Raw genomic sequence first — 14,474 nt, forward strand, 5'->3', positions numbered from 1 at the left:
TTATCATAGGGCCCGGTGTTAGGGAGGGGTTATGTTTCCTGTTAAATTTCAAGCTGGAATTTTTGCGTTTATTATGTCTGGATTTATGGCGTTCCTGATGTCAGGCATACTGACATTTATCAATCTAGGATGGTTTAGTGGTTTTGTCGGCGCCTGGATGCATGCCTACATGTACGCCCATGCCTGTGCATTTCCATTAGTGTTTATATTTGCCCCACTGAGTCGGCAGCTCACCACCTTGCTGATCAAAGCGCCTGAGATCAGCGGTAGCTGATATCTTTATACATCGGTGCCAACAATGCCAGCAACGCGTTTTGATCTGCAATGCTGATCTGCTGGCGTTGCATCACTTTAATTAAACCTTCCACCAAAGCGTCGTAATCTGCGAGGGTAATATTAAAGCCGGTGTGGCTTTCCTGCATGGTGCTGCCACTGTACCGGCAGGGACCGCCGCTCAGCTCACACAACTGCTCTGTTAGCATCGCTCTGAAGCGGCTAATATCGGTGTCTGCAAAATGATGAACAATTCTTGCATCATGCTCAATTTCGAACAATAACCCGTCAACAATGGCGCTGATGCCTTCGTCGGCCCCCAACCGCTGATATAAAACGGGCTGCGTCGCAGTGCTGCAGCCTAGCAGCAGTAACAGGCTAAATCCAAACAATATACCTGGTTTTACCATGTCGCCTCCAGCGCCAGATAGTAACCGGTTTGAGAACCCTGGCCGGCAATGTCGCCAAGGTCGACATAGGCACCGGTAACACTGACATTTTTATTGATAAACCAGGCGACAAAAATATCGCGCCAGTGCTGTTCTGCAGCAAAAGCCAGCTTATCCGGCTTTTGCTTATACTCAATGCCAATGGCCAGATTATAATTCAGCAGCACTGCTGCTGAACCTTCAAACACCACTTCATAATGGTTGTCGGTAGCGCTGCCAAACCCCAGCAGGCCAGTCTGATTGGCTTTGGTGGCACGCAGGGTACCGTTTAACAGCAGGTTTCGTCCTGCTACCTGATGAAACAGCACCTTGCTGGCTGCCAGGTAAAAGTCGGTGCCGCTGGCACGGGTGGCCCCGACAGCGGCTGGCAGGGCGAAATCCTGATTGCGCTTGTGCTGAACACCGACACTAATTTGCGGCATGGTGGTGTACAGTAATTCTCCGGCCAGATGATATTTGACTGAAAAAATATCCTGTGACAGGCTGCCGCCAATCGATTCCAGCTCGAAGCGCTGGCGGGCATAAGAGAATTCCCAGCTATTGTCCAGACTTAAGGCAATACCGGCACTGTGCAGGCTGAAATCGTTGACAGCAACCCTTCCGCCAAAGGCCGTTGCTGCCCATTCGTCACTACTGGCGTAACCGTTAATTACCGCCCACGGTACAATGCCGCCGCCGGCGTTGCCCTCAACTGTGGTTACCCCGCCGGTAGCAATAATTTTGCTGCCAGCAGCAGCGATGGCCGGGCAGCAACACAGTATAATTAATAATAACCTGCAGTTCATTCAGCTACCTCTGCTGGTTGGTTGGCGGTAGCGGCAAAGTGCGTAAGCCACAGGCTGAAATCAGCAGTTGCCAACGGTTTGCTGAAAAAATAACCCTGAACTGTGTCGCAACCGGCATCATGCAGAAAACTCAACCCTGCCAGGTTTTCCAGCCCTTCTGCCGTCACTTTGAAACCCAAGCCGTGCGCCAGTTTAACGGTGGCATTGACAATTAATGCGTCGTTGGTATTGGTTTCTATATCTTTAACAAAGGCACGGTCAATTTTAATTTCATTGACCGGTAGCTGTTTTAAGTAAGCCAGCGATGACTGGCCGGTGCCAAAGTCATCAATCGCCAGATTAATCGCCATCTCTTTTAATTTGTTTAAGTTAGCAATCACTTTATTGGTATCCTGCATGACGGCGCTTTCAGTCACCTCCAGCGCCAGGGCAGTTGCAGGTACCTGATATTGCTCAAGCAAACTCCGAATTTGCTCCGGCAGATTTTGATCCAGTAAATCGGCGGCTGAAAGATTCACCGCTACCCTGAGCGTAGGATAATCCTGCTGCCAGGCTGCCAGCTGCTTAACAACGGTTTGCAACATCCACTGGGTTATCAGGCTGATATTGCCCGAATGCTCAGCGGTGGCGATAAACTCAACCGGTGATATAAACCCCAGTTGCGGGTGTTGCCAGCGGATTAATGCTTCCGCACTGTGGCACTGCCGTGATGCCAGCTCTACTTTTGGTTGATATACCACGTACAACTGGTCACTGATAAGAGCGCCGGGTAAATCGCGGATAATGGTAAGTTCCCGCTGATGGGTTTCGTCCTGACCACTTTGATAAAAGGCGATACCGCCACCAGCCTGGCTGGCGTTTTCCTGCGCTAAATCGACCCGGCGCAATGCTTCACTGGCTGAGCCCTGCCCCGGTTGAAAGGGGTAAATCCCAATCGCAATTTTTAAATTAATTAACGAGTCCTGGATATTGTAAGCGGGCTGCAGACTATTATATAAATCGACTAACTGTTGCTCGGTCAGGCTTTCGTCAAAGAACATCAGAAACTCATCGCCATTCAGGCGGGCGCAAAAGGCCGGCGCTGGCTGATGATGCCCTAAACGTTGTGCCAGCAGTTGCAGTAAAATATCACCGTTAGCCAGCCCCAGTGTATCGTTTATATGTTTAAACTGAATAATGTTAAGTTGTAATAAGGTACCCTGGCGAGTCTGTAAAATGTCAGGCAGGCGTTGCTCTACTGCATGGCGGTTAAACAGGCCTGTTAAGGCGTCGTGTTCGGCTTGCTGGCGTAGTTGTAACTCCCGGGCGGCGATACTGTGCTGCATGTTTACCAGTGTACTGGTTAATACACCAATCTCATCCTGGCTGATAGCCGGCGGCAGCGCTACCTTACCCTGGCCGATCGCTTTGGCAAATTCACTTAACTGGCGCAGTGGCTGACTGATGCTGCGGGCAAATAAAAATGCGGTAATCAGACCCAGCAGCAGGCCAAATGCAAAAATCTCTACCAGTTGCTGGCGTAACTGCTGATAACTGGCCAGCCAACGGTCATCCGGCATGTGTAACAGGGCCCACAGCTGCTGTTCGTCATCCAGGGCCTTGCCCCGGGTAATAAAACTAAAGTCGGCAGCAAAATGCGTGGCATCAGCTGCCAGCATAATCTCAGTCAGCTTAGCGGATAACTGTTGTTGAGTGGCACTGGGCAGCGTGCTGGTAAGTGTCTGACTGCCATCATTATCTAACTGAATAAAACTGATCTCTAACCCGGTAATGCCTTTAATTTGTTCAGCCAGCGGGACGTCGATTAAAAATCCCATTCCCACCCAGGCAATGACCACTGGCGCTCGCACCGGCACCAGAACCATTTGGAATGCCTGGCCATCAATCAGAATGATCTCGGTTACGGCACTGCTGCCAAGCGTAAAGGGGCGTAACTGTTTGATGTCAGATGCAGCTAAGCTGGCGCTGCTAGTCAGTAACTCGCCCTGAGGATTTAACAGTAAAGCCAGTTGCGCGTTAATCCGGCTACCGTGGTTTTGTAATACTGAATCAATAGTGGCTTGTTCAGCGGTAGCAATCGCCTGGCGAAAGCCAAAATCTGCCGCCAGCAAGCTGACACTATTGCTAAGCTGTGCAGCACGGTTGTCAAGGGCTTGCTGAAAAACTTTGCTGGCAACTTCCAGCGACAATTCTGCCTGCTGGATTGAGCTGGCTCGCATCGACTTCAACGTTGCATAGCCGGTAACCAGCATCAGCACACTGAGCAATATTACCAGTAGACTAATCCATTTGCTGCGCAGCGATTGAAACATCACGAGTCTACCTGCTACCAAAGCCACGTTGGGGCGCTTGAGGTTTTTGCTGCGACAGGTCAATCGCCAGCGCAGTCGAACTGGTTTGTACCGGCATGACAATCTCTAATGTGCTGGGCGCTTGCTCTGCCAGTTGCCATGGATGCCAAACATAAAGTTGATATTGACCCGGAGCAATATCTGGCCAATGCAACTTTCCTGCGTCGTTGCTTACTGCTACCAGGTTACTCTCACTAATATAAATAAACGCCTGCATATAGTCATGAATATTGCAGCCAAGCGCTACAATGCCGGGCGTATCAAAAGTAATGGGCGCTTCCGGCTTGTCAGCATACAACTTAATTTCAAATTGTTTGGCTGGAGAGAAAGAATAAACATGATGGCGGGTTTTATCCAGATTGGGAAATTCTACGATGCTGCCTGCCGGCACTGCACTAACAAAAGGGACAAACGTTAATTGCTGTTGAGCGACCTGGATCCGTTGTGGCGTAATTTGCGACGGACTAAGCGAGCGAAGTTCTACCACGGCGTCAGCCAGCGGTTGCTGCTGCTGGTTACTTATGCTGATGGTTAAACTTGCAGCGCTGAGTTGGCCGCAGAACAGCGCCATAGCTACAACAAGTCCGCAGGCGATTAAAGCTAACTTCATAATACCGGCACGCTTTTCGGAGAATGTTAAATACCATAGCAAGGTCTGGCCTTAGCGACAAATATAATCGACGTTCGCCACGGATATAGTTGGGCTGGTGATAAATCATCAACAACCGCTTACATATTTACTAACAATTTGTCGTTGGCTGGTAAAGTGCAGCAGTGTTAGTTTAGAAAAATAACACGTCAACACAGAGCAGGTTATGCAGTTAATTGTTACCGCTATTAGTAAAGATTACGGCGATATTGCCGCAGTACGCCAGGTGAGTTTTCAGATAAATTCCGGCGATATTTTTGCATTGCTGGGGCCAAATGGTGCGGGGAAATCTTCCATTATCCGCATGCTGGTTGGCATGACCCGACCTGATAGTGGCAGTATTCTGGTCAGTCATCAGCAAGAGCATTACGACCATGTGCCGCGCCGGCTACTGGGCTACTTACCGGAAGACCGTGGCTTGTATCCAGACAAAAGCATCGAAAAAAATCTGCTGTATCTGGCACAATTGCATGGTCTGACTAAGCAAAAAGCGCTGCAGGAAATGGCGCACTGGCTGGACGTGTTTGAACTGACCGAGCGGCGCTCAGAAGATCTAAAACAGTTGTCCAAAGGCAATCAGCAGAAAGTGCAGCTGATCGCCGCCGTGCTGCATCAGCCGGCACTGGTGATTCTGGACGAACCCTTCTCCGGACTCGACCCGATTAATCAGGAAAAAGTGGTTACCTTTCTTAAAGCGCTCAAAGCCCGCGGTATGACGGTTATTTTAAGTGCCCACCAAATGGCGATGGTAGAAAAACTGGCCGATCATATGTTGCTGATGGCACAGGGCAAAGCGATCCTGGCCGGTACCCTGGCTGATATTAAGCAACAGGCCGGCTCGCAGCGCCAGATGGTGATAAGTTGCGCCGGGCCGGTCGTCGCTGAACAATTGCAGCAGTGGCTGCCAGAGCTGGAGATTGACATGCAAAGTAGCACCCGCTTTGTGCTGAAGCTGACAGCAGCGCAAAATGTATCCGCCATTTTGCAGCAGCTGGTGAGCCAGATAGAACTGACCCAGGTAGAAATGCAAACCGCTGACTTACATCAGTTATATTTAACGGCGATGGCAGAGCATCAGTTAAGGGAACAGGCATGATTTCAAGACAAAGTATCATTGTTGCCAAATGGGAGTTTTTGCGGTTTTTCAAATGGAAACAGCAGCTAATCTCTTATTTGCTGATGATGGCGGTAATGGCTGCCGTCGCCCTGTGGAGCTATTTTACTGATGAAAGCCGCAAAATATACCGCATAGCAGTACCAGCAGAATTCACTATCAGTAATACAGAACAGTTTCAGTTTCAACGGCCGACTATTGCCCTTGACGAGCAACTGGCGCAGCTTAAAGCGGGCGAAAGCTGGCACGGCGTGATTACGCTCAACACGACAGAATCTGATCAATATAGCGTGGTGCTGCACACCCTTGCCGCCAAAAAATGGCAACAGCAACTGGAAACTGAGCTGGCAGATTATTTTCGCCAGCAATACGCGACAAAACTGCAGTTAACACCGGCACAACTGGCGCAACTGCAACAGCCACTGGCGCTTGATTACGCTTATCTGGATGAAAATTTTAAAGGGAAAGACACGCCGGAGAAAATGATTGCTCTGGGTGTGCTGATTCTGTTGTTTATCGGCCTGAGTACTGCCTTTGGTCAGGTACTGCTGAGCATAACCGGTGAGAAACAGCAGCGGGTAACCGAGCAGCTTTACGCTATTGTCACGCCGCAGCAATGGATGGACGGCAAAGTACTGGGCCACAGTTTAAGTGCGATGAAAGCAATGCTGACCTCGGCTTTGGTTATGTTGCTGGTGTTTATTGTAGTTAGTGTGGTGATACGGGATGACGGTGTTAACCTTAGCTGGCTGAATTGGGGCGTGCTGGCCTGGTTGGTGCCGTTTGCGTTACTGGGGGTATTACTCAGCGCCTGTTTTATGGGGGCGATTGCCGCGTCAATTGACGACCCCAATACCAGTGGTAAGGGCGCGGTAATGATGATTACCTGGCTGCCGATGCTGTTTACCTATCTGGTTATTGACAGCCCCACCGGCACCGCCATGACGATATTAAGCTGGCTGCCGCTTACCTCTTTTGCCGCTATGCCGGTAAAAATGGCAATGGTTGAGTTGCCCTGGTGGCAACCTGCGTTGTCGTTGTTGTTACTAGTGGCTGCAGTATGGTGGATACGCCGGGTTGCCGGCCGGATTTTCCTGCGTGGCATGCAAATGTATGGCAAAGAACCCAGCTGGGGCCAGATTGTCGGCTGGGCGCTGAGTAATAAAGCAGATTAGTTGCGCTCGGTCAGTGCCTGTTCAATATTAATACCAACAATGATGGTGCCGATATGCTGTTGCTGGTGAAGTACAGGCATACTTAAGTGGGTTAAAAAACGCCGGCTGGATTGGTCATATTCCACCGGCCCCAGGTAAAACGTTCGGGGTTGCGCAAAAATACTGAGGAATTTGGCCTCATCGCCCTGCCAGTAATCTGAAGTCGCCGCGCTAATGGCAACATTTGCGCCCTGATTGTCTGTGACAATAACTTCAGTGACAATGCCAGCGAAATTAAGCTGCCATTGGCCGAGCATTTTCGACAGCGTACTTGTCAGCATGGTATCGGCCAGCCCTGATTTTTGCTGATCCTGTTCGGTTACCCACAGCTCATCATGCTGCTGAATGAAACCGATGCTTTGCTGCAGATCATTACGGGCCTGGATCGCCGTAATCAGCATATCGTGCTGGCGTAGATCCGTTACCGCCGGCAGCAGCAAGGCGGTAATTTTCTGTTGTTCATTTTCGGGCAAGGCAAAAGGGCTGCTGGCGCACTGATGTACCTGCTGATTAAAACGAGTTAAAAAATCTGGCTGCCGCTGCAGAAAATTATTGGAAAAGTAAACTCCAAGCGCAACATAACGAAAGAAGCGGCGTTTAAATTGCTGCTGTGGCAGTTTCAGGCTTGCTTGCATCAGCACAAAGTCTTCCTGATCTGCCAGCATCATATCTATACGCTGTAAAGCCAGCAGCTGTACAAGCTGAGCCAGAGTGTTAACTTCAACGTCCAGCTGGTAGCCGTTGGCGTGGAACCAATCAGCCTGATGGCTGCCTAACACGGCACCATAACGAATTTTGGTGGGAGCGGGTTGATCCTGGTTGTTGCGCGAGAACCAATACCAGTTTTCTAAAAATAACGGAGCCGACAAGCTGGCGTATTGGGTAATCTCCGGGTCTGGCACAGCGGTAAAGTAGCCATCGATTCGCTGCTGTTTAACCTCATGTTTAGCCCGGCGCCAGGGTAAATAGCTCAATTTATAACGCTGATGTTGTTGTTGCATAATGCATTGGATCTGATTGCTGGCCCGATCATTAACTTTTGTAACGTTGGTGCCAAGGGTAATGGGCGTCGCTAACGTTGCTAGCAAATTAAAGCTCAGCCAAAAGTAACTCATATTACTGTCCTTGATGCAGATCATAGGTACAGTATAACTGCAAATTTTAGCGGTGCTCGCGACAAGGCGGTCCGGATGCTTTATTATTGTGCCGAATTATGTGGAGTGGTTATGTTTAATTCTTCGTTTCGTCAGCAGGCTGCGGCCTGGCAGCAACAATTTGCCCACCGTCAACGGGGTAACCTGCTGCAACGCTTACTGGCCTGGATAGTGCTGGGGATCATGCTGGTGGTAGCCGCCGCAATTTTATTATTTATGCTGCTGCTAAGCTGGCTGGTGATCCCTATTGTTATTTATCGTTACCGCAAAAAAATGCGACGTTTTACTGAGGCAGCCCGTCAGCACGCCGAACAACATCAGCAACATGGTGGACAGCCGCATGATAGCTCTCAGCGGTCTAGCCGTGATAGTCGTGTGATCGAGGGCGAAGTACTGAACAAAGACGAGCGCTAACCTCTTGACGGGCTGGCTTTTCAGGCCTCTAAACAATCTGCCACCTGTTAATTAGGTGGCTGGATTGCCAGTTTGCTCTGAATATAATCGCTGTGGCGAATAAATAGTAAATCAGCAATTTTCCGCAACATTGCTTCCTCATGAGGATCTAGCTCACCATCGGCAAATACCACTTTCCATAACTGATCAAGTAACGTCAGCCTGTCGGCATAAGGCAGATCTTTTAATTTAGTGGTAAAACCATGCAGGCAGGTTGCATCCCCCGCCTGAGCCAGAGCTGCAGCAAACACCGGTTCAGCTTTGTCAGCGGTTAAGCCAAACTCCTGCTGCATATATTGCATAATAACATCATGTTCCTGCTGCTCTGAACTGAAGTCGGCATGAGACAATTGCAGCATCAATATCACTGAAAGGTATTGTTGCTCAGTAAGGCCGGCCTCACGCCACTGACTATGAGCATTTCCGCTGCCTTGCCAGTCTGAATTAGATTTTTCCATCAAATTTTTAAATAAATTAAACATAGGTACTCCATGTTGACGGCAAAGCCGCTTGATTTGGATAAGACGCAGCCCCATTCAAACAGTTCAGCGTGTTTTGATAGTTAATGCAAGTACAGCTTAAGGATACCAAAATTTGCCAACCCTGATCGTGATACTGCTTGGCGGCTTAATCATTGCCGCTGTACTGGGGCAGGAACCGTGGCGTCGCTACCGGCGCAAACAAATACAGGGTCAGCCTTTTCCGCAGCAGTGGCGTACCATCCTTAAGCAAAGAATGCCTTATTTCCGGGCGTTGCCAGCAGACTTACAGCTCCAGCTTAAGAAGCTTATTCAGGTGTTTATTGCCGAGAAAAAGTTTATTGGTTGTGAAGGCCTGACCGTTAGCGATGAAATGCGCGTTACGATTGCCGCACAGGCCTGTTTATTACTGCTGAACCGGCCCGATTATTATTATCCCAAGCTGGCACAAATTTTAATTTATCCGGCGGCCTTTATCGTCCGGGGGACGTCGCCCGATGCGGCAGGGATAGTAAGCGAGCAACGAAGGGTGTTAAGCGGCGAGTCGTGGGGCCAGGGTAAAGTGGTATTAAGCTGGCAGGATGCGATGCAAGGTGCAGCAGCACCCGATGACGGCCGTAATGTGGTTATTCATGAATTTGCTCATCAATTGGATCAGGAAAAAGGTCTGGCCACCGGTGCGCCGCTGCTAAGCCGCAGCAGTGATTATCAACAATGGTCAACGGTGATGCAGCACGCGTTTAGTCAGTTACAACAAGAAACTGCCAACGGCGTTCATGGCTTGCTGGACGGTTATGGTGCTACTAATCCTGCTGAATTTTTTGCGGTAATTTCCGAAGTGTTTTTTGAACAACCTGAACAATTACATGCCCAGTACCCGGCGTTATATCAGCAATTAAGTCAGTTTTACCGGCTAAATCCGTTAAGCTGGCAATAAAAAAGTGATCTAAAGCCAGCTATACGCCATACTCTGTTGCTTAACAAGAACGGTTCTTATTTAGCAAAGGATGCCATATGCGAAGCTGGATAGCCACCTGTCGTCCCGATGTCACAATATCTTTTTTAACCGTAGGCACTGCTTTTTTTTTCATCCTGCTTACTGCGCAAGCGCAAGCACAAACTCAGGCGAAGCAAGCGGTACCGGTTAGCGTTGCCATGCCTGAGCAACAAAAGGTGGGGCAGCAACTTACACTCACGGGCACGCTCACCGCCCGCCAGCATGCCCGCTTGTCGGCCCGAACCGATGGCCTGGTTGCCAGGGTGTTAGTGGATGCCGGAGATGAAGTTAGCGCAGGTCAGATTCTGCTGGAGCTGGATCCGGCCCTGGCTAAGCAGCAGTTGCAGCAATTACAGGCGGCCAGCCGGGTAACTGCCACCGAGCTGGCTGAAACCGGTCGTCTGGTTGCCGAAGCCGAACAATTATCCGACCAACAATTATTTCCGCCAACAGAACTGGCACTGCGTCAAGCCAATCAGGCTCGTGCTGAAGCGTTGCACCAGCAGGCATTGGCTGCGCTGGCGCAGCAGCAGGAAGTACTGGCACGTCACCAACTGATTGCGCCTTTTGCCGGCGTTATCGCCAGCAGACTTACCGATGCCGGTGAATGGGTAAGTCTGGGCACACCGGTACTGGAACTGGTGGCGCTAAGGCCGTTGTATTTAGATGTGCAAATGCCTCAGGAATACTTTCAAACACTGACAAAGCTGCAGCAGATAAAAGTGCAAAGCGATATGCAGCCGGAAAAAGAGCTCAGAGCAGATATCATCGCCACTGTGCCGGTAATTGATGCTGAGGCCCGCAGTTTTCTGGTGCGTCTGCAGTTGCAACAACCCGGGCAGGCTGGTCAATTACGCCTTTTACCTGGTACATCGGCCAGTGCCACCTTTAACATGACAAGCCAGGGCGAGGGTAATGTGATCGTGCCCGCAGATGCCATTTTACGTCATCCGGATGGCAGTTTCAGCGTGTTTACCGTGCGGGACAACATTGCCAACCGGCGCCTGGTTAAGCTTGGCCGGCGCAATGGCAAGGGTATTGAAGTTACCGATGGTTTAGTGGCAGGTGAGCCGGTAGTGATCCGTGGTAATGAAACCTTACGCGACGGCCAGTCGGTCAGCATTTTGTCAAAGCAGCAACCGGACTAAATTCAAACCAGATAAGGAGCAGCTATGCTGGCAGCAGGTATACGCCGTGGCACGATTTTAGCAGTAGTGGTACTGATAATCGCGGTGCTGGGTATTGCCGCAGCCATGCGGATACCGGTGCAAATGATCCCGGATCTGGAAGTACGTACTATCAGTGTGGTTACCGGCTGGCCTGGCGCGACACCGCAAGATGTCGAAAAAGAGATCCTGATTGAACAAGAGCGCTATTTGCGCAACTTACCCAACCTGAAACGGATGACTTCCCTGGCTGAAACCGGCTCTGCCACCATTGAGCTGGAGTTTCCGTTTGGAGTTGATATTAACGAAGCGTTGATCAGGGTTAGCAATGCCCTGAGTCAGGTCAATGCCTATCCGGAGAATGTTGATCAACCGCGACTGTTCAGCAGCTCTTTTTCCAGCAATGCGTTTATGTATTTCCGTTTAATGCCACTGCCAGGTAACCCGCTGGGGCTGGATATGGATATGGTGCGGGATTATGCCGAAGATTATGTAAGACCACGAATGGAGCGGGTAGCCGGGGTTTCAGAAATTGGCGTAAGCGGCGGCGCGGCGCGTCAGGTGCAAGTACTGGTTGACCCAGCGCGGCTGGCTCAGCGCGGTGTCAGCATGACAGACGTCCGCCAGGCGATTCGTAACCGTAATACTGACGCTTCAGCCGGTGATATCGACAGTGGCAAGCGCCGCTATTTGCTAAGGATGGTTGGCCGGTTTGGTGATTTAAGTGAACTGGAAAAGCTGATTATTTTGCAACGCGGTGACAGCCAGGTGTTGTTGCAGGACGTCGCAAAGATAAAGCTTGACCATTTTGAAGTGCGTGACATGTCGTACTCAGACGGGGAACGCACCTTAAGTTTATCGGTGCGGCGGGAAAGTGGCTCCAATGTTATTGATATTAAAAATGCCATGCTGCCGGAGGTGGAGCGGATTAATCAGGACATGCTGGCAGCCAATGGTTTACAGTTAAAACTGGTTAGTGACGATGTGCGATATGTGCAAAGCTCTATTCGTAATGTCTGGACGAACCTTGGGTTAGGAGCGCTCCTGGCAACCTTGGTAATGTATTTATTTTTGCGCTCGCCGCGCGCTACTCTGGTGGCAGTGATGGGCGTGCCGATCTGCACCATTGCCGCTTTTCTAGGGCTGCTGCTGTTTAACCGCACAATTAATGTTATTTCACTGGCGGGTATTGCCTTTGCCATCGGCATGACCGTCGATAACACCATAGTGGTGCTGGAAAGTATTGAACAAGCCAGACGTAGTGGCAAGAAACGACTGGACGCGGCCATCAGCGGCGTGCAGGAAGTCTGGCCGGCGGTGCTGGCCTCTACCATGACCACGGTACTGGTATTTGCCCCCATTTTATTTGTGGAACAGGAAGCCGGCCAGCTTTACTCCGACATCGCCATTGCCATTGCTTCGGCCATCATCGCCTCAATGCTGGTGGCGGTGTTTGTGGTGCCCGCCGCCATTGCCCGGTTGGGTTTCGGCTCTGGCGCCGCATTAACCCGCGACGATAACGACAACAAGCAGCCTGGTGTGTTATTGCGTACTATTGGCACAATTATCAGTAGCGGTAGAAGCCGGTTACTGACGCTCGTACTGACTCTGGCGCTTACCGTTGGCGCCGGTTGGATATTACTGCCTCCTGCTGAGTATCTGCCAGAAGGGGAAGAGCCCAAGGCGTTTTCACAAATGATAGCGCCGCCCGGCTATAATTTATCTGAAATGAGCCTGATTGCTGAAGAAATCAGAGAGATACTAAATGATGCCGTAAATGCTGATCCGCAGTTATTCGTCCGCGGTGAAGAATCTATTCCGTCGTTACAATATTATTCGCTTAGTGTGTCGGTCGGGCGGATCTGGGTATTAAGCGAACCGAGCCGTGATGAAGATATCGAGGCCATGATGAATGGCTTAACCACGTTGTTTCGCCAGTATCCCGGAATGCGGGCGTTTTCAGCGCGCGGCTCAATCATTTCAAGTAATGACGGTGGCACCCGGGCTGTAGCACTGGATATTTTCGGGCCAGATCTGGCTAACTTATACCGTACCGCCGAAGCCGCTTATCTGGCCGCCGGCCAGATATTCGATAATCCGCAATTAAATTCTGATCCATCGTCGTTGTCACTGGATCAGCCATTAATCCAAATCCGGCCCCGCTGGAACCGGCTGGCCGAGCTGGGATTTGACGCCAGTGATTTCGGCTTTGCGGTAGCGGCGCTCAGTGATGGTGCCTTTGTGGATGAATTCTTTATGCTGGATGATAAAGTCGATATTTTCCTGTTCAGCGGCGCGGGTACCAATCAAACTCTGCAGCAACTGGCTCAGGCCCCTGTGCTAACACCCCAGGGGGCCGTTTTGCCGTTAAATGCACTGGCCGATCTGGTTGAAGTAGCTGACAGCGCCAGTTTACGCCGGGTAGATGGCCGGCGTACGGTCACTTTATATATTATTCCACCCAGAGAGGTGGCGCTGGAAACGGCAGTAGCGCGGGTCCAGGACGAACTGGTGCCACAACTGCAACGAGCTGGCGACATTGCCTCCGGCGTTAATCTGAGCATTTCCGGAGCGGCCGATCAGTTAGATGCCACCAAGGCAGCGCTGGGGGGCAACTTTGCCATCGCATTGCTACTGATTTATCTGTTACTGGTGGCGATATTTACCCACTGGGGCTATCCCTTGTTTATTCTGGCCACGGTGCCGCTTGGGTTGGCCGGTGGGCTGGTGGGGTTAGCCCTGATTAATGGTCTGGGAGATCTCCTTAACCTGCTGGGATTGCCGGGTATCAGTCAGCCGTTTGATATGATTACCATGCTGGGTTTCTTAATCTTGCTGGGTACGGTGGTTAATAATCCAATTTTAATTGTTGATCAAAGTCGCAAAAATTTGCAGCAACAGGGTTGTGACGTTATTGAGGCAGTAACGGCGGCGGTAGCCACCCGCTTGCGGCCGATATTAATGTCAACCACCACCACTATTTTTGGTTTAGCTCCGCTGGTTTTTATCCCGGGTGCAGGCACTGAGCTTTATCGGGGCGTCGGTATTATCGTGTTAACCGGCTTGCTGTGTTCAACGATTATTGCTCTGACGTTTTTGCCGGCGCTATTGGTCACCGTTATGCAGTGGCAACAACGCCGCGTCGGCAGGAACTAGCGGTTAAGACATAAAAAAATGCTTAATCAGCATAGCACCGAGCATGATGGCCATCAGCGGGTAAATCCAGCGGGAGTATTTGCTTAAATCCTGATCTTCAGCTTTTTTGCCGAATTTCTCTACCAGGGTCACTATTACAAACAGGCTGACAAATAAAATAACAAGAATGGTCAGTAAGTTACCCATGATAATTTTCCCTTGGTATCAGCTTTTCTTAAAAACAGCAGCTTAACA

At 50.4% G+C, this 14,474-nt stretch carries 14 protein-coding genes; 7 read left to right on the top strand and 7 right to left on the bottom strand.

The window, feature by feature from the left end; translation table 11 throughout:
- Positions 1–31: 31 nt before the first annotated feature.
- A complete protein-coding gene (locus B2Q61_RS09855; protein ID WP_290619633.1) occupies positions 32–274 on the top strand; it encodes a DUF2798 domain-containing protein in 243 nt (80 codons plus the stop codon).
- On the opposite strand, the gene B2Q61_RS09860 is transcribed toward B2Q61_RS09855, so the two are convergent.
- From B2Q61_RS09860 to B2Q61_RS09875, 4 genes are read right to left on the bottom strand one after another with little or no spacing between them, the layout of a single operon-like run.
- Positions 261–683 carry a group I truncated hemoglobin gene (locus tag B2Q61_RS09860; RefSeq protein WP_290619635.1) on the bottom strand — a complete coding sequence of 141 codons (423 nt, stop codon included), beginning with the start codon at positions 681–683 and terminating at the stop codon, positions 261–263. The two genes, B2Q61_RS09855 and B2Q61_RS09860, sit on opposite strands and share 14 nt — an antisense overlap.
- Positions 677–1,507: a DUF3034 family protein gene (locus B2Q61_RS09865; RefSeq protein ID WP_290619637.1), complete on the bottom strand. Its 831-nt coding sequence runs from the start codon at positions 1,505–1,507 to the stop codon at positions 677–679. The genes B2Q61_RS09860 and B2Q61_RS09865 overlap by 7 nt, the downstream gene beginning before the upstream one ends.
- Complete coding sequence (locus B2Q61_RS09870) at positions 1,504–3,819, bottom strand: putative bifunctional diguanylate cyclase/phosphodiesterase (RefSeq protein ID WP_290619639.1); 2,316 nt, start codon at positions 3,817–3,819, stop codon at positions 1,504–1,506. The genes B2Q61_RS09865 and B2Q61_RS09870 overlap by 4 nt, the downstream gene beginning before the upstream one ends.
- Before the next feature lie 7 nt (positions 3,820–3,826).
- Complete coding sequence (locus tag B2Q61_RS09875) at positions 3,827–4,468, bottom strand: methylamine utilization protein (RefSeq protein ID WP_290619641.1); 642 nt, start codon at positions 4,466–4,468, stop codon at positions 3,827–3,829.
- A 205-nt stretch (positions 4,469–4,673) separates the two neighbouring features.
- Between B2Q61_RS09875 and B2Q61_RS09880 the strand changes: the two genes are divergently transcribed.
- Together B2Q61_RS09880 and B2Q61_RS09885 are read left to right on the top strand one after the other, a co-directional pair.
- Entirely contained in the window at positions 4,674–5,603 is a 930-nt protein-coding gene (locus tag B2Q61_RS09880; RefSeq protein ID WP_290619643.1) for an ABC transporter ATP-binding protein, read from the top strand.
- On the top strand, positions 5,600–6,796 hold the full coding sequence (locus B2Q61_RS09885) for an ABC transporter permease (protein ID WP_290619645.1): 1,197 nt from the start codon (positions 5,600–5,602) through the stop codon (positions 6,794–6,796). Before B2Q61_RS09880 ends, B2Q61_RS09885 begins: the two co-directional genes overlap by 4 nt.
- Here B2Q61_RS09885 and B2Q61_RS09890 read toward each other — a convergent pair.
- Positions 6,793–7,950, bottom strand: a complete 1,158-nt coding sequence (locus B2Q61_RS09890; RefSeq protein ID WP_290619647.1) for a hypothetical protein — start codon at positions 7,948–7,950, stop codon at positions 6,793–6,795. The two genes, B2Q61_RS09885 and B2Q61_RS09890, sit on opposite strands and share 4 nt — an antisense overlap.
- Positions 7,951–8,061: 111 nt before the next feature.
- On the opposite strand from B2Q61_RS09890, the gene B2Q61_RS09895 reads away from it, so the two are divergent.
- Positions 8,062–8,403, top strand: coding sequence for a hypothetical protein (locus B2Q61_RS09895; RefSeq protein WP_290619649.1), 342 nt, complete (start codon positions 8,062–8,064; stop codon positions 8,401–8,403).
- A gap of 47 nt (positions 8,404–8,450) precedes the next feature.
- On the opposite strand, the gene B2Q61_RS09900 is transcribed toward B2Q61_RS09895, so the two are convergent.
- Positions 8,451–8,924: a TerB family tellurite resistance protein gene (locus B2Q61_RS09900; RefSeq protein WP_290619651.1), complete on the bottom strand. Its 474-nt coding sequence runs from the start codon at positions 8,922–8,924 to the stop codon at positions 8,451–8,453.
- Positions 8,925–9,036: 112 nt separating this feature from the next.
- Between B2Q61_RS09900 and B2Q61_RS09905 the strand changes: the two genes are divergently transcribed.
- From B2Q61_RS09905 to B2Q61_RS09915, 3 genes are all read left to right on the top strand, one after another.
- Positions 9,037–9,858 carry a zinc-dependent peptidase gene (locus B2Q61_RS09905; protein WP_290619653.1) on the top strand — a complete coding sequence of 274 codons (822 nt, stop codon included), beginning with the start codon at positions 9,037–9,039 and terminating at the stop codon, positions 9,856–9,858.
- Between the two features lie 77 nt (positions 9,859–9,935).
- Complete coding sequence (locus tag B2Q61_RS09910; protein ID WP_290619655.1) at positions 9,936–11,066, top strand: efflux RND transporter periplasmic adaptor subunit; 1,131 nt, start codon at positions 9,936–9,938, stop codon at positions 11,064–11,066.
- Positions 11,067–11,090: 24 nt separating this feature from the next.
- A complete protein-coding gene (locus tag B2Q61_RS09915) occupies positions 11,091–14,240 on the top strand; it encodes an efflux RND transporter permease subunit (RefSeq protein WP_290619657.1) in 3,150 nt (1,049 codons plus the stop codon).
- Positions 14,241–14,243: 3 nt separating this feature from the next.
- On the opposite strand, the gene B2Q61_RS09920 is transcribed toward B2Q61_RS09915, so the two are convergent.
- The gene (locus B2Q61_RS09920; protein ID WP_290619659.1) at positions 14,244–14,426 is read right to left on the bottom strand and encodes a hypothetical protein; all 183 of its coding nucleotides are present in this window, start codon (positions 14,424–14,426) and stop codon (positions 14,244–14,246) included.
- Positions 14,427–14,474: the final 48 nt, after the last annotated feature.

Source organism: Arsukibacterium sp. UBA5043, assembly GCA_002415085.1.
GTDB lineage: Bacteria > Pseudomonadota > Gammaproteobacteria > Enterobacterales > Alteromonadaceae > Alishewanella.